The organism is Plantactinospora solaniradicis, from assembly GCF_042658085.1.
Lineage (GTDB): Bacteria > Actinomycetota > Actinomycetes > Mycobacteriales > Micromonosporaceae > Plantactinospora > Plantactinospora solaniradicis.
Genome location: NZ_JBHSPR010000085.1, coordinates 265,675 through 290,933, shown reverse-complemented (window position 1 = coordinate 290,933; position 25,259 = coordinate 265,675). Strand labels below are relative to the sequence as shown.

General features: G+C 72.0%; 24 protein-coding genes. 5 read left to right on the top strand and 19 right to left on the bottom strand.

Annotated features, from left to right (window positions below):
- Positions 1 to 65 precede the first annotated feature (65 nt).
- From argF to ACFP2T_RS45095, 17 genes are all read right to left on the bottom strand, one after another.
- Positions 66 to 1,022: an ornithine carbamoyltransferase gene (gene argF, locus ACFP2T_RS45175; RefSeq protein WP_377433444.1), complete on the bottom strand. Its 957-nt coding sequence runs from the start codon at positions 1,020 to 1,022 to the stop codon at positions 66 to 68.
- Positions 1,022 to 2,206: an acetylornithine transaminase gene (locus tag ACFP2T_RS45170; protein ID WP_377433441.1), complete on the bottom strand. Its 1,185-nt coding sequence runs from the start codon at positions 2,204 to 2,206 to the stop codon at positions 1,022 to 1,024. The genes argF and ACFP2T_RS45170 overlap by 1 nt, the downstream gene beginning before the upstream one ends.
- Complete coding sequence (gene argB / locus ACFP2T_RS45165; RefSeq protein WP_377433439.1) at positions 2,203 to 3,108, bottom strand: acetylglutamate kinase; 906 nt, start codon at positions 3,106 to 3,108, stop codon at positions 2,203 to 2,205. The genes ACFP2T_RS45170 and argB overlap by 4 nt, the downstream gene beginning before the upstream one ends.
- Positions 3,105 to 4,313, bottom strand: coding sequence for a bifunctional glutamate N-acetyltransferase/amino-acid acetyltransferase ArgJ (gene argJ, locus ACFP2T_RS45160; protein WP_377433437.1), 1,209 nt, complete (start codon positions 4,311 to 4,313; stop codon positions 3,105 to 3,107). Before argJ ends, argB begins: the two co-directional genes overlap by 4 nt.
- A gap of 16 nt (positions 4,314 to 4,329) precedes the next feature.
- The gene (argC, locus tag ACFP2T_RS45155; RefSeq protein WP_377433434.1) at positions 4,330 to 5,337 is read right to left on the bottom strand and encodes an N-acetyl-gamma-glutamyl-phosphate reductase; all 1,008 of its coding nucleotides are present in this window, start codon (positions 5,335 to 5,337) and stop codon (positions 4,330 to 4,332) included.
- A 167-nt stretch (positions 5,338 to 5,504) separates the two neighbouring features.
- Positions 5,505 to 6,692, bottom strand: coding sequence for an outer membrane protein assembly factor BamB family protein (locus tag ACFP2T_RS45150; protein WP_377433432.1), 1,188 nt, complete (start codon positions 6,690 to 6,692; stop codon positions 5,505 to 5,507).
- A 150-nt stretch (positions 6,693 to 6,842) separates the two neighbouring features.
- Positions 6,843 to 9,464 carry a phenylalanine--tRNA ligase subunit beta gene (locus ACFP2T_RS45145; protein WP_377433429.1) on the bottom strand — a complete coding sequence of 874 codons (2,622 nt, stop codon included), beginning with the start codon at positions 9,462 to 9,464 and terminating at the stop codon, positions 6,843 to 6,845.
- 41 nt (positions 9,465 to 9,505) lie between these two features.
- Entirely contained in the window at positions 9,506 to 10,567 is a 1,062-nt protein-coding gene (gene pheS / locus ACFP2T_RS45140; protein WP_377433428.1) for a phenylalanine--tRNA ligase subunit alpha, read from the bottom strand.
- A gap of 408 nt (positions 10,568 to 10,975) precedes the next feature.
- Positions 10,976 to 11,860 (bottom strand): TrmH family RNA methyltransferase, encoded by an 885-nt coding sequence (locus tag ACFP2T_RS45135; RefSeq protein ID WP_377433425.1) that lies wholly within the window; start codon positions 11,858 to 11,860, stop codon positions 10,976 to 10,978.
- Between the two features lie 29 nt (positions 11,861 to 11,889).
- On the bottom strand, positions 11,890 to 12,282 hold the full coding sequence (rplT, locus tag ACFP2T_RS45130; RefSeq protein ID WP_377433423.1) for a 50S ribosomal protein L20: 393 nt from the start codon (positions 12,280 to 12,282) through the stop codon (positions 11,890 to 11,892).
- A 32-nt stretch (positions 12,283 to 12,314) separates the two neighbouring features.
- The gene (gene rpmI, locus ACFP2T_RS45125) at positions 12,315 to 12,509 is read right to left on the bottom strand and encodes a 50S ribosomal protein L35 (RefSeq protein WP_196199630.1); all 195 of its coding nucleotides are present in this window, start codon (positions 12,507 to 12,509) and stop codon (positions 12,315 to 12,317) included.
- A 20-nt stretch (positions 12,510 to 12,529) separates the two neighbouring features.
- Positions 12,530 to 13,159, bottom strand: a complete 630-nt coding sequence (infC, locus tag ACFP2T_RS45120; protein WP_377433420.1) for a translation initiation factor IF-3 — start codon at positions 13,157 to 13,159, stop codon at positions 12,530 to 12,532.
- 357 nt (positions 13,160 to 13,516) lie between these two features.
- Positions 13,517 to 14,083, bottom strand: a complete 567-nt coding sequence (locus ACFP2T_RS45115; protein ID WP_377433417.1) for a PH domain-containing protein — start codon at positions 14,081 to 14,083, stop codon at positions 13,517 to 13,519.
- A gap of 122 nt (positions 14,084 to 14,205) precedes the next feature.
- Positions 14,206 to 15,132, bottom strand: coding sequence for a DMT family transporter (locus tag ACFP2T_RS45110; protein ID WP_377433414.1), 927 nt, complete (start codon positions 15,130 to 15,132; stop codon positions 14,206 to 14,208).
- Positions 15,133 to 15,329: 197 nt separating this feature from the next.
- Positions 15,330 to 15,608: a hypothetical protein gene (locus ACFP2T_RS45105; protein WP_377433412.1), complete on the bottom strand. Its 279-nt coding sequence runs from the start codon at positions 15,606 to 15,608 to the stop codon at positions 15,330 to 15,332.
- A 43-nt stretch (positions 15,609 to 15,651) separates the two neighbouring features.
- Entirely contained in the window at positions 15,652 to 16,278 is a 627-nt protein-coding gene (locus ACFP2T_RS45100) for a DUF1707 and DUF4190 domain-containing protein (RefSeq protein WP_377433563.1), read from the bottom strand.
- Positions 16,279 to 16,384: 106 nt separating this feature from the next.
- Positions 16,385 to 17,332, bottom strand: coding sequence for a hypothetical protein (locus ACFP2T_RS45095; RefSeq protein WP_377433409.1), 948 nt, complete (start codon positions 17,330 to 17,332; stop codon positions 16,385 to 16,387).
- Positions 17,333 to 17,400: 68 nt separating this feature from the next.
- Between ACFP2T_RS45095 and ACFP2T_RS45090 the strand changes: the two genes are divergently transcribed.
- Positions 17,401 to 17,814, top strand: a complete 414-nt coding sequence (locus ACFP2T_RS45090) for a YchJ family protein (RefSeq protein WP_377433407.1) — start codon at positions 17,401 to 17,403, stop codon at positions 17,812 to 17,814.
- Positions 17,815 to 17,932: 118 nt separating this feature from the next.
- Here ACFP2T_RS45090 and ACFP2T_RS45085 read toward each other — a convergent pair whose 3' ends face one another.
- Together ACFP2T_RS45085 and ACFP2T_RS45080 are read right to left on the bottom strand one after the other, a co-directional pair.
- Positions 17,933 to 18,367 (bottom strand): MerR family transcriptional regulator, encoded by a 435-nt coding sequence (locus ACFP2T_RS45085; RefSeq protein WP_377433405.1) that lies wholly within the window; start codon positions 18,365 to 18,367, stop codon positions 17,933 to 17,935.
- Complete coding sequence (locus tag ACFP2T_RS45080) at positions 18,360 to 18,710, bottom strand: hypothetical protein (RefSeq protein ID WP_377433403.1); 351 nt, start codon at positions 18,708 to 18,710, stop codon at positions 18,360 to 18,362. Before ACFP2T_RS45080 ends, ACFP2T_RS45085 begins: the two co-directional genes overlap by 8 nt.
- A 102-nt stretch (positions 18,711 to 18,812) precedes the next feature.
- On the opposite strand from ACFP2T_RS45080, the gene ACFP2T_RS45075 reads away from it, so the two are divergent.
- From ACFP2T_RS45075 to ACFP2T_RS45060, 4 genes are all read left to right on the top strand, one after another.
- Positions 18,813 to 19,946 carry a DUF4037 domain-containing protein gene (locus tag ACFP2T_RS45075; RefSeq protein WP_377433400.1) on the top strand — a complete coding sequence of 378 codons (1,134 nt, stop codon included), beginning with the start codon at positions 18,813 to 18,815 and terminating at the stop codon, positions 19,944 to 19,946.
- Positions 19,947 to 20,051: 105 nt separating this feature from the next.
- On the top strand, positions 20,052 to 20,540 hold the full coding sequence (locus tag ACFP2T_RS45070; RefSeq protein ID WP_377433397.1) for a hypothetical protein: 489 nt from the start codon (positions 20,052 to 20,054) through the stop codon (positions 20,538 to 20,540).
- Positions 20,541 to 20,939: 399 nt separating this feature from the next.
- Entirely contained in the window at positions 20,940 to 24,014 is a 3,075-nt protein-coding gene (locus ACFP2T_RS45065) for an EAL domain-containing protein (RefSeq protein WP_377433396.1), read from the top strand.
- 156 nt (positions 24,015 to 24,170) lie between these two features.
- Positions 24,171 to 25,241: a polysaccharide deacetylase family protein gene (locus ACFP2T_RS45060; RefSeq protein WP_377433393.1), complete on the top strand. Its 1,071-nt coding sequence runs from the start codon at positions 24,171 to 24,173 to the stop codon at positions 25,239 to 25,241.
- Positions 25,242 to 25,259: the final 18 nt, after the last annotated feature.

Sequence of the window (25,259 nt, the reverse complement as noted above, 5' to 3'; positions counted from 1 at the left end):
CTCGCTTCGCTCGTCGTCGCCGTGACGTGGCGACCTGAGCAGACCGATGCCCTCGCTCCGCTCGGTCATGATGCCCCGGTCGGTGAGCCGGGCTCCGCCGCGTGCTGGTCGAGCAGCCAGCCGAGGAGCGCCTTCTGGGCGTGCAGTCGGTTCTCCGCCTGGTCGAAGACGACGCTCTGCGGGCCGTCCAGCACCTCGTCGGTGATCTCCTCGCCCCGGTGGGCGGGCAGGCAGTGCAGCACGACGGCGTCCGGTCGTGCCCCGGCCAGCAGGGTCTTGTTGACCTGGTAGGGCTGGAACGCCGTGAGCCGGTCCCGGCCGTCGTCCTCCTGCCCCATCGAGGTCCAGGTGTCGGTCGCGACCACGTCGACTCCGGCCACCGCCTCCACCGGATCCCGCAGGACCCGGACCGAGCCGCCGGTGCCGGCGGCGATCTCGGCGGCCCGCTCGACCACCGCCGGGGACGGATCGTGCCCGGCCGGGCCGGCGACCCGGACGTGCATTCCGGCGGTCGCCCCGGCCAGCAGGTACGAGTGCGCCATGTTGTTGGCCGCGTCGCCGACGTACCCCAGGGACCGACCGGCCGTGCCGCCGCAGTGCTCCCGGATCGTCAGCAGGTCGGCCAGGAGCTGGCAGGGATGGAACCCGTCGGTCAGCCCGTTCACCACCGGCACGCCCGCACCCTCGGCCAGCTCGGTCATCCGGTCGTCGCCGAAGGTACGCAGCACGATGGCGGAGACGTAGCGCGACAGCACCCGGGCGGCGTCTACCAGCGACTCACCCCGGCCGAAGTGCGTCAGTTGGGTGTCCACCACGATCGGGTGGCCGCCCAGTTCGGCGATGCCGACGTCGAAGGAGAGCCGGGTACGCAGGCTCGGCTTGTCGAACAGCACCGCGACGGCACGTGGCCCGGCGAGCGGACGGAGGGCGAACCGGTCGGCCTTCATCCGGGCGGCGAGGTCGAGCACCGCCGACTGCTCGGCGGGGCTGAGGTCGTCGTCCCGGAGAAAATGCCGGGTCATCAGCGCACACTCCCACCGGGGTTCGCGGCGTCCAGGGCCGCCGGCAGGGCGGCGAGGAACGCGTCGGCCTGCTCGAGGCTCAGGATCAGCGGCGGCGCCAGCCGGATCGTGGCCGGCTGCACCGGGTTGGTCAGGAAGCCCGCGTCCCGGAGCACACCGGCGGTCGCGGCGGCACCGGGTGCCCGCAGCACGATGCCGAGCAGCAGTCCCGCGCCCCGGACCTCGGCCACCAGCGGGTGACCGAGGGCCTCCACCCCGTGCCGGATCCTCTCGCCGACCCGCTTGACGTGGTCGAGCAGGCCCTCGTTGGCGATGGTCGAGATGACGGCGAGGGCGGCGGCGCAGCTCACCGGGTTGCCGCCGAAGGTGGTGCCGTGCGCGCCCGGACCGAGCAGGTCGGCCGCCGCGCCGAAGGCCAGGCAGGCGCCGATCGGCAGCCCGCCGCCCAGCCCCTTGGCCAGGGTGATCACGTCGGGCTCGATGCCGTCGGCCTGGTGCGCGAACCAGTGCCCGGTCCGGCCGATCCCGGTCTGCACCTCGTCCAGCACCAGCAGTGCGCCGTGCGCGCCGGTGATCTGGCGGGCCGCCGCCAGGTAGCCGGGCGGCGGTACGACCACCCCGTTCTCGCCCTGGATCGGTTCCAGGATCACCATCGCGGTCTCGTCGGTCACGGCGGCGGCCAGCGCGTCGGCGTCCCCGTACGGGACGTGGTCGACCTCGCCCGGCAGTGGGCGGAACGGGTCGGCCTTGGCCGGCTGTCCGGTGAGCGCCAGGGCGCCCATGGTCCGGCCGTGGAACCCGCCGACGGTGGCCACCACCCGGGTACGTCCGGTGAGCCGGGACAGCTTGAAGGCGGCCTCGTTGACCTCCGCCCCGGAGTTGGCGAAGAACACCCGGCCGGGTCGCCCGGCCAGGGCCAGCAGCAACTCGGCCAGCGCCACCGGCGGCTCGGCGACGAACAGGTTGGAGACGTGCCCGAGGGTGGCGACCTGTCGGGACACCGCCTCGACCACCGCCGGATGGGCGTGCCCGAGCGCGTTGACCGCGATGCCGCCGACCAGGTCGACGTACTCCCGGCCGGCCTCGTCGACGACGACCGCGCCGGACCCACGGACCAGGGCCAGCGGCGGGGTGCCGTAGTTGTCCATCATGGACTGCGTCCAGCGGTCGACCAGCGTGGTCACGCCGTCACCGCCCCGGGCTCGGGAACCACCATCGTGCCGAATCCTTCCGACGTGAAAACTTCCAGCAGGGTCGAGTGCGCGACCCGTCCGTCCACCACGTGTGCCGCCGGCACGCCGCCGCGCACCGCGCGCAGGCACGCCTCCATCTTCGGCACCATCCCGGACTCCAGGCTGGGCAGCAGTGCGGCGAGCTGTTCGGTGCTGACCTCGGAGACCAGGCTCTCGGTGTCCGGCCAGTCCGCGTAGAGACCGGGTACGTCGGTGAGCACCACGAGCTTGCGGGCCCGCAGCGCGATGGCCAGCGCGGCGGCGGCGGTGTCGGCGTTGAGGTTGTGCAGCACGCCGTCGACGTCCGGCGCCACGGTGGAGATCACCGGAATCCGGCCGGCGGAGATCAGGTCGGCGACCGCGGACGCGTTCACCTGATCCACGTCACCGACCTGCCCGATGTCCACGGCCTCGCCGTCCACGTACGCGGGCCGGCGTACCGCGGTGAACAGCCGGGCGTCCTCGCCGGAGAGCCCCACCGCGTACGGGCCGTGTTCGTTGATCAGGCCGACGAGTTCCCGGCCGACCTGCCCGACCAGCACCATCCGGACCACGTCCATCGCCTCGGGCGTGGTCACCCGCAGCCCGCCCTTGAACTCGCTGGCGATGCCGAGCCGGCGCAGCATCGCCGAGATCTGCGGCCCGCCGCCGTGCACGACGACCGGCTTGAGCCCGGCGTAGCGCAGGAACACCATGTCGGCGGCGAAGGCCCGTTGCAGTTCCGGATCGATCATCGCGTTGCCGCCGTACTTCACCACGACGGTGGAGCCGGAGAAACGGGCCAGCCACGGCAGCGCCTCGATGAGGGTGGCCGCCTTCCGCTGCGCCTCGGTCAGGTCGCGGGTCAGCATCATGTGGAGTACGCCGAGTTCTCGTGCACGTAGGCGTGCGACAGGTCGTTGGTCCAGATGGTGGCCTCGTCCGGGCCGGAGTGCAGGTCGATCCGGATGGTCACCTCGCGGCCCGTGAGGTCCACCTTGGACCGGTCCTCGGCCGCCGCACCGGACCGGCAGACCCAGATCCCGTTGACCGCCACGTCGATCCGGTCCGGATCGAAGGCCGCGCTCGTGGTGCCGACCGCGGCGAGGATCCGGCCCCAGTTCGGGTCGTTGCCGAACAGCGCGGTCTTGACCAGGTTGTTCCGGGCCACCGCGCGGCCCACCAGAACCGCGTCGTCCTCGTCGGCGGCCCCGACCACCTCGATGGCGACCTCCTTGGTGGCCCCCTCCGCGTCCGCGATCAGTTGCCGGGCCAGGTCCCGGCACGCCTGCGTGACGGCGGCGGTCAGTTCGGCCTGGGTCGGTGCGATCCCGGACGCCCCGCTTGCCAGCAGCAGCACGGTGTCGTTGGTGGAGAGGCAGCCGTCCGAGTCGACCCGGTCGAAGCTGACCCGGCAGGCCGCCCGGAGCGCCTCGTCGAGTACGGCCGGTCCGGCGATCGCGTCGGTGGTGACCACGCTGAGCATGGTGGCGAGCGCGGGCGCGAGCATGCCGGAACCCTTGGCCATCCCACCGACCGTCCAGCCGGTCCCGGCGACCACGGTCGTCTTCGGCCTGGTGTCGGTGGTCATGATCGCCTCGGCCGCCGCCGGGCCACCGTCGGCGGCCAGCCCGGCCACCGCCGCGTCCACGCCGGGCAGCAGCCGGTCCATCGGCAACCGCTCGCCGATCAGGCCGGTGGAGCAGATCGCCACCTCACCGGCGCCGATCGACGGGAACCGGGCCTGCGTACCGCCGGCGTCCGGCGCCGCCGCGACGGCGGAACCGGAGAGTGCCGACGCGGCGTGCTCGGCCGTGGCGTGGGTGTCCTGGAAGCCGGGGGCACCGGTGCACGCGTTCGCGCCGCCCGAGTTGAGCACCACGGCGCGGACCAGACCGCCCCGGAGTACCTGCTGGCTCCAGAGCACGGGCGCGGCCTTGACCCGGTTCGCGGTGAAGACCCCCGCCGCGGCGGCGTCCGGCCCGTCGTTGACGACCAGCGCCACGTCCCGGGCGCCACTGGACTTGAGCCCGGCGGCGACCCCGGACGCCCGGAAACCCCTGGGCGCGGTGACACTCATCTCGACGCTCCCTCGTTCACGGTGCGACTCCGTACCCGGACAGTCCGGTGGTCTCCGGCAGGCCGAGCATCAGGTTCGCGCACTGCACCGCCTGGCCGGCGGCGCCCTTACCCAGGTTGTCGATGGCGCTGACCACGATCAGCCGGCCCGAGTCGACGTCGACCGTCGCCTGGAGGTGGCAGGAGTTGCTGCCGAGCGTGGCGGCGGTGTGCGGCCAGGCGCCCTCCGGCAGGACGTGCACGAACGGCGCGTCCGCGTACGCATCGGTCAGCACCGATCGCGGGTCGGCCGGAACGCCGTCGACGGGCAGCGCGGTGACGGTGGCCAGGATGCCCCGGGGCATGGGGGCCAGCACCGGCGTGAACGACAGCCCGGTCGCCCCGGTGGCCTGCTTGATCTCCGGCACGTGCTGGTGGGCGCCGACCTTGTACGGCGACAGGTCCCCCATCACCTCGCTGCCGAGCAGGTGCGGCTTGGCCGACCGGCCGGCTCCGGAGGTGCCGGAGGCGGCGACCACCACGACGTCGTCGGGCTCGGCGGCTCCGGCCGCGATCAGCGGGGCCAGGGCGAGTGTGGTGGCCACCGCGTAACAGCCGGTGGCGGCGACCCGGGTCGCACCAGCGATCATCGCCCGCTGGCCGGGCAGCTCCGGCAGGCCGTAGGTCCAGGCGCCGGCGTGGTCTCCGCCGTAGTAGCGGCCCCAGGCGGCGGCGTCGGTCAGCCGGTGGTCCGCACCCAGGTCCACCACCCGGACCCCGTCCGGCAGGGTCGCGGCCAGGGCCGCCGACTCGCCGTGCGGCAGGGCCAGGAAGACCAGGTCCGCGTCGGCCAGCACCGCCGGGTCGGTCCGGCCGAGCACCAGGTCGAGGCCGACGAGCTGCGGATGTACGGCCGCGACCGGCAGACCCGCCTGGCTGTGTGCGGTCGCCGCGACGAGGTCGAACTCGGGGTGCCCGCCGATCAGCCGGAGCAGTTCACCGCCCGCGTAGCCGCTCGCTCCGGCGACCGCCACTCGAATTCCCATGCCAACCTCCGCATTTCTATGCAGAGGAGAGTAGCAGCGGTCCCCGGAATGCTGCAAGTCTATGCGGCCGACTGAATGATCAAGCGTCGTCGCGCCCGCCCGTACGACGTCACCGGTCCACTAGGAGGAGCCCGATCGCGCAACGGACCGCGGCCGGAAACGCCCGATCAGGCCGAAAGACGCCACACGCCGAGCCGGTCCGGGGCCGTCCGGCAGACCAGGCTGGCCGGACCGGCCCGGCAGTCCACCACCCCGGCCGGCAGGGCGCCGAGAATCCGCAGCGCCGAACCCTCGGCCACGGCCAGCAGCGACTGGCCCCGGTACGCGTCCGGCCTCAGCAGGATGTCCGGGGACCAGACGATGGAGTGCCATCCGGGCGGACGCGCCCGGGTCCAGCGCTCGGTCCCGCTGGCCGGGTCCAGGGCCATCACCCGAGTCTCGCCGTCCAGACAGGCCAGGCCCTGACAGTCCCGGACCGCCTCGCCGGGCTCACCGCCCGGATGGGTCCACCGTTGGGTCAGGCCCGGCAGGTCGTACCCGGTGACGGAGAAGCCCCGCCCGGCCGGGTGCCGAAGCACCAGCCGGTCGGCGATCACCCGTGGGTTGCTCTGCGCGTAGTCCGCCGGCGGCAGTCGGCCGCTGCTGACCAGGTCGCCCGTCCCGAGGTCCCGCAGCTCGGCCGTGACGTTGTCGTGCAGGATCAGCACCCGGGCCGGATCACCGGGCACCGGCTGCACGACGGCGGTCGACGACAGCGGCAACCGCCACCGGACGATTCCGGTGCCGAGGTCCACCGCCTCGACGTCACCCTCCAACCGGCGTCCCGCGCCGGAGACGCTGCGCACCTCCGAGACCCCCAGCCCGAGGGAACTTCCCGGCACCCGCAGCACCCGCCCCGGCCGGCTCCACCACACCTCTCCGGTACGGGCGGAGCGGGCGGTGGTCACCGTACGCCGGCCCACCGAGTCGAGTTCACCGATCAGGATGGCGTCACCGACCAGCTCGGCGTGGTGCCGGCTGGCCGTGGCGGCCGACACCGTCCAGCGCCGGGTCCCGCTCGGCAGGTCGTACGCGGTGAGGCTGTTCGGCCGCCCCGCCGGCCCCGCCGAGACCAGCAGGACGTCGCCCGCGACGAAGAACGTGCTGCCGGCCGGTACGGCGAGGTTGCCGCCCGGCCGCAGCCCGCCGTGCGGTGGATCCGCGGCGGTTACCCCGAACAGCACCAGCAGGACCACCAGCAGCCCTGCCGACCAGCGCGCCGAGATCCGGCGGGACTCGGACGAAGGTGGCGTTTCGACGTCCGGCAGGCCGCGCTCGGTGCCGAGGTCGATGAGCACCGTCGCGCGGCTCTCCACCTGGTCTCCCGATCCGCCGGCCCCATCCCGGGGACGAGCCAACCGAGCGTAGCCCGTCCGGTGGCGCCGTTACGAGCGCCAGCGGACGGAACTCCGAGGGTCGTAGCCTAGGCAGATCCTCCGGCATCGATCCGGAAGACGCCCCGCGGCTCAGGCGCCGCGCAGTACCGCGCCGAACCGACGGGCCGCCTCGGCCACCGCCGCGTCCCGGGCCGCCACCGCCTCGTCACCGGTCAGGGTCCGGTCCGGAGCCCGGAAGACCAACTTGTACGCCAGCGACTTGCGCCCCTCGCCCACCTGCGCCGACGCGTAGACGTCGAACAGCCGGATCGACTCCAGCAGGTCACCGGCGCCCTCGGCCAGGGCCCGGCGCACCTCGTCGGCGGGCACCTCGGCGTCCACCACCAGCGCCACGTCGATCAGCGCGGGCGGGTAGCCCGGGATCCGGGGTGCCGGCGCCACCGGGGCGGACGGCAGCGCATCCAGGTCGAGTTCCAGGGCGCTGGTCCGGGGCGGCAGTTCCAGGGCGGCCAACGCCGCCGGGTGCAGCTCACCGGCGTACCCGATCGACACGTCGTCGACGAGGAACTCCGCGCACCGGCCCGGGTGCCAGGGCGCCCGCTGGGTCTGCCGAACCACGGTCCGGTCGTCCGGTATCCCGGCGGCGGCCAGCACGATCCGGCCCGCCTCCACCGCGTCCGCCCAACCCGCCGGCCGCCCCTCGCCCCACCAGCCGGCCGGTTCCACCTCACCGGCGAGCATCACGGCGACCCGCCACGGCTGGTGCGGCAGTACCGCGTCGGCGGCCCGGAACTCCTCGTCGCTCGGCCGGTGCTCGACGCCCATCGCGGGCGGCGGTCCGGTCCGGGGACGCGGCTCGAACACCAGGCCGATCTCGTACAGGGCGACGTCGCGGTGCCCCCGGCCGATGTTGCGGCGCAGCGTGCCGAGCAGGCTGCCGAGCAGCGTGGTCCGCATCAGCGGTTCGGTGTCCGACAACGGGTTGGTCAGCCGAACGGCGTTCCGACGCGGGTCCTCGGCCGGCAGGCCGAGTCGGTCGAAGAGGTCCGGCGACACGAAGGGCGGGGACAGCACCTCCACGTAGCCGTTCTCGGCCAGCGCCCGGCTCACCGACCGCCGCCGCCGCTGATCCTCGGTCAGCCCCCGCCCGGCGGGCGCGACCGGCAGCACCGACGGAACCCGGTCGTAGCCGTCCAGCCGGACGACCTCCTCGACCAGGTCCGCCGGATCGGTGAGGTCCGGCCGCCAACTCGGCGGGGTGACCACCAGGGTGTCCGGTCCGCTCGCGTGCCGGCCGCCGACCTGGGTGGGGCTGGCGGCGGTACGCGCGTCGCCGACCGCCACCGCGCAGCCGATTCGCTCCAGCAGGGCGACCGTCCGGCCCGGCTCGTACGGCACACCGGCCCGCCGGGCGGGCAGGTCCGCGTCGATGACGATCCGGGTCGGCGGCGTGACGTGGTCGATGTCCAGCACCTCGGCGCCGACGGTGCCACCGCCGTACGTGGTCAGCAGCGCCACCGCCCGTTCGAGGGCGACCAGCGGAAGCGCCGGATCGACGCCCCGCTCCCAGCGCTTGGCGGCCTCGCTGAACAGCCGGTGCCGACGGGCCGTCCGCCCGACCACCACCGGGTCCCAGTGCGCCGCCTCGAAGAGCACGTTGGTGGTGCTGGCGACGACCTCGCTGGTCTCGCCACCCATCACCGCCGCCAGCGAGATCGGCACTCCGTCGGCACCGGCCGTCGACGCCGACCCGCCACCCGTTGCCGACCCGGCACCGGCCGTCGGCGCGGGCAATCCGGCGTCGCAGATCACCATGTCCTCCGGGTCGAGCGCGCGGTCCACCCCGTCCAGCGTGGTCAGCCGCTCCCCCGGCACCGCCCGGCGGACCACCAGCTCGCCGCGGAGCGCGTCGAGGTCGAAGGCGTGCATCGGCTGGCCGAGTTCCAGCATCAGGTAGTTGGTGATGTCGACCGCGAGCGAGATGCTCCGGATGCCGGCGACGGTCAGCCGCTGCCGCATCCACTGTGGCGACTCGGCGAGCGGGTCGATGCCGCGCACCACCCGGGCCGCGAACCGGTCGCAGCCGACGGTGTCGACGACCCGGACCGGGTACGTCGGCTCGGCCGTCGCCCCGGTCGCGGGTGCCAGGGCCGGGTCGTGGAACGGCACCTCGAAGGCGTGCGACAGCTCCCGGGCCAGCCCCCGTACGGACATCTCGTAGCCACGGTCCGGAGTGATCTCCACCTCGACGACCACGTCGTCGAGCCCGACCACCGGCCGCGCGTCGTCACCGGGCTTGGCCGGTACGTCCTCGGGCAGCACCAGGATGCCCTCGTGGTCGTCGCCGATCCCCAGTTCGCGGACCGAGCAGATCATGCCGTTGGAGTTGCGCCCGTACGTCTTCCGGGCCCCGATGGCGAACCCGCCGGGCAGTACGCCGCCGGGCAGGATCACCACCACCCGGTCGCCGGGGGCGAAGTTGGTGGCCCCGCAGACGATCTCCTGCGGCTCGCCGGTGCCGTTCGCGGCGCCGACGTCGACCCGGCAGAACCGGATCGGCTTCTTGAACCCGGTCAGTTCCTCGATCTCGAGGACCTCGCCGACCACCAGCGAGCCGGTGACGGTGCTCCGCAGGTCCACGACGGACTCGACCTCGATGCCGAGGCCGACCAGGGCCCGGTCGAGGTCCTCCGGGCTCAGGTCGGCGGGCAGCTCGACGTGCTCACGCAGCCAGGAAACAGGAATTCGCATGACTCAGACCACCGCATCCGTTGCGTCGTTTGACATCCCGCTCACACCTCGACCCCGAACGCGCGGGTGAACCGCACGTCGCCCTCGGCCATGTCCCGCATGTCGCTGATTCCGTGCCGGAACATCAGCGTGCGCTCGATGCCCATCCCGAAGGCGAATCCGGAGTAGACGTCCGGGTCGATCCCGCAGGCCCGCAGCACCCTGGGGTTGACCATGCCGCAGCCACCCCACTCGACCCAGCGGGGTCCGTCGCGGTGCTGGGCGAACCAGACGTCGAACTCGCCCGACGGTTCGGTGAACGGGAAGTAGTGCGGACGCCACCGGGTACGCGCCTCGGCCCCGAACATCGCCTTGGCCAGGTGGTCCAGGGTGCCCCGCAGGTGCGCCATGGTGATCCCCTCGTCCACCACCAGGCCCTCCAACTGGTGGAAGACCGGGCTGTGCGTGGCGTCCAGCTCGTCGGTCCGGTATACCCGGCCGGGGCAGACGATGTAGATCGGTGGCTTGCGGGCCAGCATGGTCCGGGCCTGCACCGGCGAGGTGTGGGTCCGCAGCACCAGCCCGGGGATGTCCACGTAGAAGGTGTCCATGGTGCCCCGGGCCGGATGATCCGGCGGAATGTTCAACGCGTCGAAGTTGGTCCACTCCAACTCCATCTCGGGGCCCTCGGCGATCTCGTACCCCATCCCGACGAAGAGGTCCTCGATCCGCTCCGAGAGGGTGCTGATCGGGTGCCGGGCGCCGCGCGGCCGACGGTCGTAGGGCAGGGTGACGTCCACCCGCTCCTCGGCGAGCATCCGCTCGGCCTGCGCCGCCTGCACGACGGCGAGCCGTTCGGCGTAGGCGGACTCGATCGACCGGCGGGCCTCGTTGACCCGCTTGCCGGCGTCGGACTTGGCGGCCGGCGGCAGGGCGCCGATCTCCCGGCGGGCCAGCGAGACCGGCGCGCGGTCGCCGAGGTGCTGGCGGCGCAGTTCGGCGAGCGCGTCGGGATCGGTCGTGGCCTCGAACGCGGTCGCCGCGTCGGCCACCGCCGACGCCAGCGCGCCCGGATCGAGCAGGGCGACCTGCTTCGGGTCGTACGGGTCGTTGCGATACGTCATGACGTGCAGCTACTCCCTCTGCGTCGCGGGCGGGTGTCCCGCTGCCTCCGCGTCGAATGTCCCGCTGCGCCGCGTGGGATGCCCTCCGCCACCACGCCGGACGCACGGGTCGGATCGCTCGCGCGCGATGCGGCGACCCGGCGTACGCGGTCGGTGTGCACCGGAGGCACCGGCGACGCCGCGGACAGGTCAGTGGGCGGCCCTCACGGGCGGCCACCAGAGTCTACGGACGGGCGGCTGTGCCGCAGCCCGCCGGTCGGAGGTACGCAGGGAGGACGAGTCAGCCCTGCCGCCCGCCGACGACGGCGGGCTGGCTAAACGAGTGGCGTCGTGCGTTCCGCACGTCCGACCCACCGGACTCGGTCATCAGGTCGACATCTCCCCGATCGGTAACTGCTTCCCCTGCCATCATGCGCGTTCCGCAGTGGAAACGCCGGGCCCGGCTCGCAGGGCTCTGGCCGAAGCGTACAGGCAGACTGCCGCGGCGGCAGCCAGGTTAAGGCTCTCGGCGCGGCCGTGCAGCGGCACCCGGACCCGGGCGTCGGCGGCCTCGGCCAGCTCCGGCGGCAGCCCGTGCGCCTCCGAGCCGAACAGCCAGGCGGTCGGCCGGGCCAGGCCACCCGCGTCGGTCAACTCGTCCAGGTCGGTTTCGCCGTACCCGGAGGCGGCCAGCACGGTGAGTCCGGCGGCCCGCAGTCGCGCCACCACCCCGGCCGGCTCGGCGGCCCGGACCAGGTCCAGGTGGAACAGGCTGCCGGCGGAGGAGCGCACGCACTTGCCGTTGTACGGGTCGACGGCGTCCCCGGCGAAGACGACCGCGCCGGCCCCGGCGGCATCGGCGGTCCGCAGCACCGTGCCCGCGTTGCCCGGGTCCCGGATCTCGGCCAGCACGGCGACCAGCCGGGGAGCCCGGTCCAGTGCGGCGTCGATCGGCACGTCGAGCCGGTGGCAGACGGCGACGATTCCCTGCGGGGCGACCGTCTCGGTCAGCGCGGCGAGGGCGTCGTCGGTGAGTGCGGAGACCGGCACTCCGCCGTCGGTGGCGGCGGTGACCAGGTCGGCGTACCGGTCAAGGGCGGCCGGGGTGCCGAAGAGTTCGGCGACCACGCCGGACCGGGCCAGCGCCTCCCGGACGGCCTGCGGTCCCTCGGCGAGGAACCGGCCGGTGATGTCCCGGTCCCGGCGTCGGTGCAGCCGGCGGGCCGCGACGACCCTCGGGGTACGTGGGGTGAACAGTGGCTGCTCCGGTGTGCGGACATGGTCGAGGCGTCCCACCTGCGGGTTGACCGGCATGCGGGACGCCTCGATCGGATGTCGCGGGGTCAGGCGGCCTGGGCCGACGCGCCACCGGTGCCCTCGGCCGCCACGGCGGCACGGGCGACCTCGACGATGGCCGCGAAGGCCGTCGCGTCGTTCACCGCGAGGTCGGCCAGGATCTTGCGGTCGACCTCGACCCCGGCCAGCTTCAAGCCCTGGATGAGCCGGTTGTAGGTCATCCCGTTGGCGCGGGCACCCGCGTTGATCCGGGTGATCCACAGCTGCCGGAAGTCGCCCTTGCGGTCCCGCCGGTCCCGGTAGGCGTACTGCATCGAGTGCAGCACCTGCTCCTTGGCCTTGCGGTAGAGCCGGGACCGCTGGCCGCGGTAGCCACTGGCGGTTTCCAGCAGCGTACGGCGCTTCTTCTGGGCGTTCACAGCCCGCTTGACGCGTGCCATCTCAACTACTCCTTCGGGTCAAGAGGCGCGCGTCAGCGGGCCAGCAACTTCTTGATTCGCTTGAAATCGGCCTTGGCCACCTCGACGGTGCCGCTGAGCCGGCGGGTCCGGGTGCTGGACTTCTTCTCCAGGTTGTGGCGAAGTCCGGCCTGCTGGGCAACGATCTTGCCCTTGCCGGTCACCTTGACCCGCTTGCCCATCCCGGTGTGGCTCTTCATCTTCGGCATCTTGGTGCGTCTCTCCCCTGTTACTCGCCGGCAGACCCGGCGGGTTCGGCCGCGGTGGGCGATGCCCCGGCGACCGGCTGCGCCTCGGCGGCACTGGCCTCCCGCTCGCGCGCTGAGCCCGTCCTCGCCGCCGTGGCGGCCGTGGCGGACGCCTTGACTGCTCGGTGCGGAGCCAGAACCATGATCATGTTACGGCCGTCCTGCTTCGGAGCGGCCTCGACGTATCCCAGTTCCGAGATCTCCGATTCGAGTCGGCGCAGGAGCCGGTAGCCCAGCTCCGGTCGGCTCTGCTCACGACCACGGAACATGATCGTCACCTTGACCTTGTCGCCCGCCTTGAGGAACCGCACCACGTGACCCTTCTTGGTCTCGTAGTCGTGCGGATCGATCTTCGGTCGGAGCTTCATCTCCTTGATGACGGTCTGTTGCTGGTTTCGCCTGGCTTCGCGCGCCTTGAGTGCACTCTCGTACTTGTACTTACCGAAGTCCATGAGCTTGCACACCGGCGGGCGCGCCATGGGCGCAACCTCGACCAGGTCCAGGTCGACGTCCGCGGCCAGCTGAAGGGCGCGCTCCAGTGGGACGATGCCCACCTGCTCACCCTCAGGGCCGACCAGTCGGACCTCACGTGCCCGGATCTGCTCGTTCACGCGTGGCTCGACGCTGATGGGGCCTCCTCGTGGTGATCCTCACCGACCCCGCGTCAGCAGTGGCCGGTCCTACGTCTTCGACCCAAAGCAGAAAGCCCCGGCGCATGCCGGGGCCCGCTCGACCGGTCAGATGGCACGATCCAGTGGATCGTGCACCCGCTCCGGCATAGCCGGGGCGGTGACCGGACCCGGCCACCAGATGACGGCGACTCGGGTGGGAGCAGGCGCTCCGCTTCTTTGACCGTCACACTTACCCAACCGTGCGCGTGTGACAGTGGTCGACCGCTAAAGACTAGCAGGTCAGCCCGCAGGACGCCAAAACGGGCACGCCGGTTTCGGACCCGGTGGACCCCACGGTCACCCGCCGGACTGCTGCTCCTGGGCAGCCTGCGGCTGCGGCTGCGGCTGCTGTGCGACGTGTGGCGGCCGCGGTTGCTGCTGAGCGACCTGTGGCGGCTGCTGCTGGTGGGCCGCGGCGTGCAGCACCCGCAGCCCGCGTACCCCGTCCACCGCCAGTTCCCGGTCCACGGCCTGGAGGGCGAGGACCGGCACCAGGTCGTCGTCGTGCAGCTCCAGGTTGGCCCAGGCGGAGCCCCGGTCGAAGCGCACCGCGCGGACCACCGCCCAGGGCAGGTCGTAGGAGCCGATCACGTTGCGTACCCGGACCCCCCGGGCATCCGCCTCCACCCGGGGCCGGGTGAAGAGGAGCACCAGCAGACCGCTGAGCACACCCAGCCCGACCATGGCGAGCTGGTCGCCGCGCTGGAAGGTCGCCGCACCCGCACCGGTCGAGCCGTGCAGGCCGATGCTCAACAGGGTGAACATCACGAACAGCGCGGGCGACAGGATCCAGCAGACCACCCGGATGCGCCGCGGACGTACCCGTACGGCGGCGGGGTCGAGGACCACGGCGGTGTCGGTCACGCCGCCCAGTCTGCCACCCGCCAATCCACCCAGGCACGGCGACCTGCTCTGCAAGGAAGGGCCCCTTCTTATCGCTTTCTGTAGAAGAAGGGTCCCCTTTTAACAGGTCGCCCGTCGACGACTCAGGTGGCGGCAGGGGTGATCCGGGTCGCCCGGCCGGACACGATCACCGCGAGCAGGGTCATCACGGCGCCGACCAGCACCGCCACGCTCGCCCCCGGCCCACCCGGGCGCAGGTCCAGGAGCAACGCCCCACCGAGCTGCCCGGCGACCAGGGCCAGGCCGGTACGCAGCAGGCCCACCGAACGGATGCCGAGCAGGACCACGACCGTGATGCCCACCCCGAGCGGACCACCGACGTAGAGGTACCACTGCGCCGGCCAGTCCGTGGAGCCGAGCCGGGCGAAGACGCCCACGGCGGCGGCCACTCCGGCCATCCCCACGCTGCTGACCGCGAAGTTGATCGCCGTGGCGGCGGCCGGATTGCCGACCGAGGAGACCCGGCCGTTCAGCGCGCCCTGGACGGCGATGACCACGCCACAGGCGACGCCGAGCAGCACCAGCCCCACCGCCAGGTCGCCGACCGGCCGACCGAACTGGGCCAGCGCCACCGCGCCGACCCCGAGCACCGCGCCGGCCAACCGTGGTCCGGTCAGCCCCATCCGGCCGGCCGGGGCGAGCCGGGTCCGGTCGACGACGAGTCCGCCCGCGCTGCTGCCGGCCACCTGGGCGATGGTGTAGACGGCGACCCCGAGCACCGGTACGACGTACGTGGCGGCGACGATGAAGAACGCGCCGCAGAGCCCGCCGAGGTACGTCCACCACGGCAGCCTGGTCCGGAACACCACCCCGAGCCCGGTACGCATCGACGGCAACGCGACCAGCCCGAGCAGCACCAGCGCCATGCCCCCGGCGTTGTTGACCAGGGCCCCGATGATCGGATGCCCGGTCCGCTCGCCCATCTCGGCATTGGCCAGGCTCTGCGCCGCCGATCCGACCCCGCCGACCACGGTCAGCCCGATCGCCGCCCACCCCGGCAGTACCTTCACCGGGACACCCGGCAGCCTTCCCACAGCGACACCCCGTCCGAACGCGCCGCCGGGCGGGCCGCCGTTCGACCGGCTCCACGCAGCGCCGGTTCAGCTTCACAGCCGGCGGGCGCGGCTGTCAGTGATCGTGACCAGGATCGCTCCTGGTGGGCACGGGTCGCGAGCGCGCCCGGCTCCCACCGGGCTCTCTGCGGCGGCTATCGGTGCCGTCGGCGCAGATGGGCGATCAGGCCGCCCTGTTCGAAGTTGACCACTTCCCAGCCCCGGGTCTCGAGGAACTCCGCCGCCGTCAGCACCTTGTCGACCTCGTTCGGGATCTGCGCGCCGAACGAGAAGGCCGCGCCCATGGCTCCGCCCGTCGAGGGTTGCACGTAGATGTAGCGGAACGGGTACCCGTCCAGGTTGACGCGACCGGAGAGGATGTCGTCGGCGTGGAAACGTCGCGTGGGACGCGGCGGCAGGGGCGGCTGGGTCACGGGGCGAGAGTATCCAACCGGGACACCACTGGCCCGCCCCGCGTCAACCATCCATGAAGAGCGTCGCGATCATCACGAGCGACACCGCCGTGCCGACGAGCCCGAGGACCAACCCGGCGGTGGCGTTCGGCGACTGGCGCCGGCCACCGCGTCGCGGCCACCCCAGGATGATCGCCGGGATGCCGAGGAGCAGTCCCGCCCCGAGACAGATGGACATCGGAAGCGACACGAGGCCGAGCGCGAGGGCGGCGACCGACCTGCCGTGGCCATCGTCCGTCGCCCCGCCCGGCGGGGTGGGCGAGCCCGCCCAGGGCGACCCGGCAGTCCAACCGGGCCGGGGCTGCCAGCCGGGCTGACTCGTCCGTGCCGGCTGACCCGTCCAGCCCGGCTGGCTCGACCACGTCGGGGACTCGTCCAGCCAACCGGAAGGCTGGACGGGTCGCGCCTGCGCCGGGGCCGGCGCGCCCGGCGCGAAGTGCCCCCGGGGATCCCACCGGAACTGGCTCGGCAGGTCGACCAACGGCCGTACGAGGTCTCCGACGGTTCTGGCCGTGTGCACGGACGTCATCCGCTCCTCGTACTCGGAGAGGTCGAGGTAGCCCTGTTCGAGCGCCTGGGAGAGCAACTCGAGCACCGTGTTGCGCTGTGCCGTACCGACCCGCTCGTCCATCACCACCGCGCGGGCTCCTCCCTGTTCCCAATCTGGTCGCCAGAACAAGTCAAGCTAACGCGAGTCGGTCAAGGGAGCCGGACCGGCAGATCTCCGGGTTCCGACGTCAGTGCCGGGTGAGCAGGTTCCGGCGCTCGACGTCGATGGCGGCGAGCCGGACACGCGCCTGGGCCGCCCGCCTCGTCAGTCGGTCGCGCACCTCACCCACCCGCTGGATCGCCTGTTCGACGTTCTGCTGGGCGTTCCTGATCCGGTCCCGTACCGAGAGATCGGTGAAGATGTTGTCGAACCAGACGTCGACGAACCGGGTCGTTCCGCCGATCGCCAACCGTGGTCCGCCCAGCGGCACATCGGAGACGTCCGCCAACTCGGTACGCAGCGCGGCGAGGCACTGGTCGGCGTGCGCCGCCGCTCGGGCCGCGTCGTCGAGCCGGGAGTGTTTGATCATGCTGCCGACCACACCGCCGCCGAAGAAGGTGTCGTACGTCGACCAGCTCGACGCGCTGCCGAGCTTGCTGCGTACCAGGTGCAGGGCCTGTGCCGCCGCGCCCGCGGCGCGGAGTGCCTCGTCTGTCTCGCGCGCCTCGGCGGTGAGCCGTCCCCGCTCGCCGGCCAGCTCCAGCAGTGGCGCCTGCCGAGGGTCGCCGGACTCCCGCAGGCGCCGCTCCTGCTCGTCCAGTACGGCGGCGAGAGCCTCCGGTGCGCCGTCCAGCTCCGCCAGCCGGGACCCCACGGCGGCGTGCTCCCGGCGCATCGACGCCAGCCGCGCCTCGGCCTCGGCCAGCCGGTAACGGGCGGCGTCCGCCTCGGCCCGCTCCCGGGCCAACGCGTCGTTACGGTCGCCGCGGAGTGCGACCAGCACTCTGGTCAGGGAGAGGCTCTCCAGCCGTTCGACGTCCCGCTGTTCCCGGGTGAGGCTGGCAGTCAACTCGTCGAGTTGCCTGGTGGCCGCTCCGATCCGACCGAGCAGGTCTTCGCCCCGTGCGATGGTCACCTCCCGCTCGCGTACCGCCTCGGACGCCGCCGCCAGCCGTTGTTCGATATCGTCAGCCACTCCTCCATTGCACTACGCCGTCGCCAACCCGGCCGCGCCGAAACCGGCCGGGCGGCGACAATGATCCGGTGACGAGACGTAACGCCCGCCGGACGGCGGCCGAGGGTGCCACCCGGCCGTGCCCGTGCGGCTCCGCACAGGCGTACGGGGACTGCTGCGGCGCGCTGCACGAGGGGCGGGCCGTCGCGGCGACCGCCGAGGCGCTGATGCGCTCGCGATTCAGCGCGTACGCCGTCGGCGACACCGCCTACCTGCTGCGGACCTGGCACTCCAGTACGCTGCCGCCTCGGCTGACGCTCGACCCGGGGCAGCGCTGGACCCGGCTCGAGATTCTCGACACCGAGCGGGGCGGGATGTTCGACACCGTGGGCGTCGTCGAGTTCCGGGCCCACTACCGGCAGTCGGGGCGCCCCGGTGACGTACACGAACGCAGTCGCTTCGCCCGGCAGGACGGGCAGTGGGTCTACCTCGACGCGGTCTGAGCCTGCGCCGGATCGCCGTCCAGACCACCCGCACCGCTGCGGCACGACTCGCGGCCGGGCAGAGGCTCACGGGCGAAGCTTCGCCCGCCGCGGGCCGCTGCGGAAGGTCCCACTCGTCTCATCTGGAAGGCAACGGACAGCGGGCGTCCCCGGCGCACGCGACCAGGTCGTCGCAACCGGCCGCGAGCGCCCGGCGCAGTGTGTCCCGGATGCCCACCAGGTCGAAGATCTTCTGTTCCACCTCGGCGAGCTTGGCCCGCGCCCCGGACTGGATCCCGTGGCCGGAAACCGGACCGCCCCCGGGGTTCGGGCGACGTGCGGCGGCGAGCAACGCCACGACCTCGGCCAGGCTGAACCCGAGCCGTTGCGCTGTCTTGATCGCCCGCAACAGCGTCACCGTCTCCGGTGGATAGAGCCGATGTCCGCCCAGCGTACGGACCGGCTCGGGGATCAGACCTCGGCGCTCGTAGTACCGCAGCGTCTGCTGGTTGACGCCAGCCGCCGCCGCGAGCTGACCCGAGCGCAGGCCGTCGGCCACGCCCCCGTCAGCCACGGTTCCCGCCGGTGAGGGCTCGCGCGGTCAGTGCGTCGAGGACGCGTACCCGCTCGGTCGGGACCGTCACGTCGCACCGCAACCGGTGGTCGGCCATGCTCAGCGTGAAGGCGAAGAAGGAGCAGCAGCCGGATTCCCGGACCATCAGATCCGCCACCCGGGCCGCCACCTCCGGATCCGGGGCGAGTTCCAGGCGCAACCGCGAGGGCGCGGCGCGGTGCACCGACCGGACCGCCGTCGCGAAGAGCTCGTCGAACTCCGCGAGCCGCACCGGCTGTTCCACGGTCGGCAGGGTGCACGACGCCGGCACCCGGTCTGTCGACGTACCGTCGGGTTCTGCCATCCTCCGACGGTAAGCCTGTACCTGGGTACCGGATGCAAGCCCGATCGCGGCACGGCGGGAAACGGGATGCCGACCGCGAGCCGGCGGTCGTACGGTGCTCGGATGTGGGCACCGTTCGTACCAGGCTTGCGGCTGTGTCGGCTGCTCTACACCGAGGCGGTACGCCCGCTGCTGGTCGAGGCGTACCCAGGGCTGCGGTACGCGGCCGGGCGGCTCGGAGAAGGCTCGGAGGTGCTCGGCTTCGACACCGAACGGTCCGTCGACCATGACTGGGGACCCCGCCTCGAACTGTTCCTGACCAGCGACGACCTCGCCCGGCACGGCGAGGAGATCTCGGCGATGCTGACGGACCGGCTGCCGAAGCAGGTCGCGGGCTGGCCGACCCACTTCGAGCCGGCGGCCGGACGCGCCCGGGTGCTGGCGCAGACGAACGGGCCGGTGGCACACCGGGTACGGGTCACGGAGGTGGGCGCCTGGTGCGACGGGTACCTGGGCTTCGATCCCCGGCGAACTGTCAGCACACTGGACTGGCTGGCCACGCCTTCACAGCGACTTGCCGAGGTCACCGGCGGCGCCGTGTTCCACGACGGCATCGGGGAGTTGACCGCGCTGCGTGACCGCCTCCGGTGGTACCCGGACGATGTCTGGCGCTACCTGCTCGCCTGCCAGTGGATGCGGATCGCCGAGGAGGAGCCCTTCGTGGGCCGTACCGCCGAGGCCGGTGCCGAGTTGGGCAGCCGGGTGGTGACGGCGCGACTGGCCCGGGACGTGATGCGACTCTGCCTGCTGCTGGGTCGGACGTACCCGCCGTACAGCAAGTGGCTGGGCAGCGCCTTCGGCGCACTGTCGGACGCGGCCGGCGTCGCGGCGGCACTGGACGAGGCGTTGACCGGGGACGGTACCGCGCGGCAGGCGGCACTCTGCACCGCGTACGAGACGGTTGGCGGGTGGCAGAACCGGCTCGGCCTGGCCGAGACGGTCGACGCGACGCGTCGCCGGTTCCACGACCGGCCGTACCAGATCATCGACGCCGGACGGTTCGCCGCCGCCCTGCTGGCCCGGATCGACGATCCCGAGATCGCCGGGTTGCCGCCGGTCGGCGGCATCGACCAGTACGTGGACAGCACCGCCGCGCTGTGCCAACCGACGCTGACCCGGGCTCTGATCTCCGCCGCCTGGCGGTCCGGGGCCGGGACGGCCGACAGTCAGGAGCCACGTCCGCCCCGGGCACCTTGATCGGCGTTCGCTCGGCGACCCGCCCGGCGTCCCCCACCAGCCGGGCCTCGCCCGGTCCGCCACGTTCCCCGAGATCGAGGTCGGGATTCGGTACCGTGCTGACCCATGACCGTCGTCAGGCTCCGAGCACAGCGCAGGATCGTCGGCCTCGCCCTCGGGCTCGTCGGCCTGGCGGTCGCCGTCGCGGGCTGCGACGGCCAGGATCCGTCCGACACCTCGACCGCGTCGCCTACGCCGGCCACGGCGGCGACCAGCACCGCACCCCCGGCGACCGCACCGAGCGCCACGCCCGCCTCGACGGACGGCTGCCCGGTCGATCCGATGACCCTCTTCGCGGCGCTCGAAGCCAACAAGGAGCTGAGCGCCGCCGTCGATGCGCGGGTCAGCGGCGTACGGAACGTGGCCTGCCATCGCGGGTACGCGACGGCGGTCACCGTCGTTCCGCCGGAACTCGCCGATCCGGCCCTCATCGCGTTCAGGTACGACCAGGGCACCGCCACCTGGAAGGCGCTGGTCGCCGGGACGGACGGCATTTGCGCCGACCTGGTGCCCGCAGACATCATTCCCAAGTTGTCGGGATGTGTCGGTTCATAATCCCGAATGGGTCGATCCCCGTTGCCGTACGCCGGCGAGCGGCGTCTTCGACGTACACGTGATGTGACGCTGGATCGGCTCCCCGACCAATGCCGAAGCGCGCGCCGGTAACGGAATCCGAGGACTCCGGTAACCGGAGGATCGTGCGGCCCTTGCCGTACCGAATACCATCATCTCCGCCGTACGCGGCTCCTGCACTGCCCGGCTCGGTGCGGCACGCATCGACGAGCCGGAACATGATTCGGTAGGCTCGCCCAGTTATCTGAAAAGTTCCGGAAGGTCTTCGGGCGCCGCTGGAAGCCACTTTTCCCGCCGAACCGGTCCGGCCTTCGACGCACGGCACAAATCGTGCAGGAGGTGATAGCCGTGGTCGATGGCCCCACCATCGGCGTGCTTACCATGTCTGTCGGATGCGACTATTTCGGCAGCATCCTGGGTGGAATCGCGCGGACGACGGCGGCTGCGGGCGGCCGGATGGTAGCGATCCAGACCCTGGGTGCGGGGACCTTCGACTTCGACCCGCCCGAGCCTCCGGATTTCCGACATCCCGTCGCGTGGGACCACGTGTCCGCGTTCGTCGTCATCCTCAACTCCGCGTCGCTGGAGTACCTGGAGGCGATCCAACGCGCCGGCAAACCGGTCATCATGATCAGCGACGAGATGCCCGGGCTGTCGTGTCCCGTCGTCCTGCCGGACAATCGGACCGGTGTCAGGGAGGCGGTCCTCCACCTGGTCGGACACGGCCATCGGGACATCGCCTTCGCCGGATACCTGGAATTGCGGGATCTCCGCGAGCGCTACGAGGCGTATCGCGACGCCCTCCTCGAATGCGGCATAACGCCGCGCGCCGATCTTCACTTCGATACCAGTGACAATCGGGAGAGCGGAGGCGAGCGCGCCGCGCGGGCGATGATGGCCGCCGGGCTGCCCTCGACGGCGGTGCTGGCCGGAAATGATCTCAATGCGATCGGATTGATGCGGACCCTGCTCGCCGCCGGGATCGACGTACCGCGCGAGCAGGCGATAGTCGGCTTCGACGACATGAACGGGGTCGTTTACCTCACCCCGAGCCTGTCCACCGTCCGGCAGAGTTTCGAGAATCTGGGCCAGATCGCCGCACGACTGGCGCTGCGGGCCGTCGCCGGGGACGAACCCGAGGCCCGCACCTGGTACGTACCCACATCGTTCCGGCCCCGCGAGTCGTGCGGTTGCCCCGACACGCTGACGCCGGGGCCGCTCTCGGCAGCCTCGGCGCCCGACATGTCGTCCACCGAGCATCTGGTTACCCAACTCACCGCGGTCCTGACGCCGGAGCCGGCCGATCCGACCGCTCGGGCCACGATCGCGGGTGCCGGTGACCTGGTCACGGCCGCACTCACGTCGGCGGCCGACGGTACGCCGGGGCCGAATCCCCTCGAACTCCGACAGGCACTGGTCAGGATGCAGAGGCTGAACCAGCGGCACCCGGAGAGTGCCGTCCAGGTGATGCAGCGCATCCGGCAGTTCGGGCTGCGCCTGGCGCAGCGGCTCGGCAGCGACGACCAAGCCGGAGCCGAACGGGTCCGGGCCGGAACCGAGGACATCGTCATGTCGCTGGCGCAGAGCCGGTCGCGGGTCCGGACGATCGAGGAGAACGAGTTCCTGACCACCCTCAAGATGCTCTACACCGTCAGCAAGAACCTCCTACGCAGCCACGAGCGGGACCCCCGGGGACTGGCCTGGATCCAGGACACCGACGCCCGCGGCGGCTGCCTCGGACTGTGGTCACACTCCACCGGCAGCGGCACCGACGCGGTCACAGACACGAACGCCGACGCCGAACGGATGCTCGACGTCGTCACGATGTTCGAGCGCGACCGTGGAGTGGTGCCGATCCCCGCCGGGCCGGTGTCGCCGCGGTCGTTTCCGCCCGCCGAACTGGTCGAACTCGCGGACCTGGACGCCGACCAGATGGTGTACGTGGCGCCACTGAAGATCGGTACGAGTGACTGGGGAATGCTCGCCCTCGTCGGCCCCATCGAGGCTGACCTGGAGACCGGCCGGGAGATGATGAACCAGTGGGCGGCGCTGCTGACGATCGCCCTCGACCACGCGGCGGTGCTGAAGTCCCTGCGCGAGCAGGAGGACCTGCTGCGGCACGCGGCACTCTACGATCCGCTGACCGGGCTGGCCAACCGGGCGCTGTTCCTGAAGAGGCTCGAGGAGGCCGTCGGTGCCCACGCGCGGCATCCGGACCGCCACTACTCGGTGCTGCTGCTGGATCTCGACGGCTTCAAGCTGGTCAACGACAGCCTGGGGCACCTGGCCGGGGACCGGCTGCTCGTCCAGGTCGCCGAGCGGATCCGCGCAAACACCTGGGCGGCCGACGTCACGGCGCGGTTCGGCGGGGACGAGTTCGCCATCCTGCTCAGCCACCTAGCCGAGGACGAGGGCCCGGTCGCGGTCGCGGAGCGGATCCGCGCCGCGCTGGACGTCCCGTTCCGGCTCGGCGAGGAGGAGTTCGTCGTCTCCGCCAGCATCGGTATCTCGCGCAGCACGACCGGATACCAGCATGCCGAGGACGTGATCCGGGACGCCGACACCGCGATGTATTCGGCGAAGTGGCGGCGCAAGGGCTCGCACGCCGTGTTCGACATCGCCATGCACGAGCAGGTCGTCGGTCGGCTGCGGACCGAGGCGGAGCTGCGCCGGGCCCTGGAGACCGGGGCCTTCGAGCTGTACTACCAGCCGATCGTACGGCTGGACGACGGCCTCACCGGCGCGTTCGAGGCACTGGTGCGCTGGCGGCATCCCGTCCGAGGGCTGGTGGCACCCAACGACTTCCTGCCGATCGCGGAGGAGAGCGGGCTCATGCCGCCGATCGGCCGCTGGGTCCTAACCGAGGCGTGCCGGCAGATCAGTGCCTGGCGGGCGTGCGGGCTCGGCCCGGACGGACTGCGGATGAGCGTCAACGTGTCCAATCGACAGTTCTGGCACACCCGGCTCCTCGAGGACGTCGAGGAGAGCCTGCGCGCGGCGAGCCTGGATCCGGCGGCCCTCATCATCGAGATCACCGAGGGCGTCATCGTGCACGACGTGCAGGCGGCCCGGACGAAGCTGGCGGCGCTGCACGAGATGGGCGTACAGCTCCACATCGACGACTTCGGCACCGGCTACTCGTCACTACAGGCCCTGCACCATCTGACCATCGACGCCTTCAAGATTGACCGCTCGTTCGTGGCGCCGTTGGCGACCGATGGGAAGAGCCGGGAGTTGGTGCGCTCGATCGTGTCGATGGGCATCAACCTCGGGCTGGAACTGGTGGCGGAGGGCATCGAGACCACCGCGCAGCGGGACCAGCTGCGGTTCTACGGCTGTCACCACGGTCAGGGCTATCTCTTCTCCGGGCCGGTCTCCGGAACGGACGCCGAGGCGATCCTCCGGAGCGGAACTCGGGCCGGCGCTGGGCGGATGGCGGTTCGAGCCGCCCGGTGACCGCGCCCTCGTGATCGGCCACCGGCCGACCCGACCGAGAGCACCATGCTCAGGATATCGACTATTGTCGCTTGATATGTTTCGATCGACTCTGCGAAACATTTCAACGCCCACCACCACCGGCGGCCCACCCCGCCATGGACCGAGGAGTCCCCCATGCCCCGTCCACGTCACGTACCGAGACGCCTGTGCGTCGCGCTCGCGACCGTCGCCCTGGCCGTCGCCGCCGGCGCCGTCGCCATCACCGTCGCGGCACCACCGGTGGCCGCCGCGCCCTGCAACGGCTACGTGGGACTGACCTACGACGACGGTCCCAACGCCGGCACCACGAACGCGCTGCTCAACGCGCTCACCTCGGCCGGTGCACGGGCCACGTTCTTCAACATCGGGCAGAAGGCACAGCAGAATCAGGCGCTGGTCCGGGCGCAGCAGTCGGCGGGGATGTGGATCGGGAACCACAGTTGGACCCACCCGCACCTGACCCAGATGAGCGCCGCGCAGATCACCTCGGAACTCAGCCAGACCCAGCAGGCCATCCAGCAGGCCACGGGCAGCGCACCCCGGCTGTTCCGGCCCCCGTACGGCGAGACCAACGCGACGCTGCGGTCGGTCGAAGCCCAACTCGGCCTCACCGAGGTGCTGTGGAGTGTGGACTCCCAGGACTGGAACGGCGCCAGCACCAGCCAGATCGTCCAGGCCGCGTCCACGCTCCAGAACGGCGGCGTGATCCTGATGCACGACGGCTACCAGACCACCATCAACGCGATACCGCAGATCGTCGCCAACCTCAACAGCCGTGGCCTGTGCCCCGGGATGATCTCCCCGACCACCGGCCGGGCCGTCGCGCCCGACGGCACGCAGCCGACCAACCCGCCCACCAACCCACCGACCAACCCGCCCACGAACCCGCCGACCAACCCGCCGACGCAGGGGCCGGGCGGTTGCTCCGCCTCGGTGTCACTGAACTCCTGGACCGGTGGCTTCGTTGCCACGGTACGGGTGACGGCCGGTTCGTCCGGCACCAACGGCTGGACGGTGAGCATGACCCTGCCGTCCGGCGCCGCGATCACGAACTCCTGGAACACTCAACGCAGCGGCAGCAGCGGCGCCGTCACGTTCACCAACGTGAGCTTCAACGGCCGGATCGCCGCCGGACAGTCGACCGAGTTCGGCTTCCAGGGCACCGGCAGCGGATCGGGCCTGACGCCGTCCTGCTCGGCCACCTGATCCAGCCAGCACGCGATG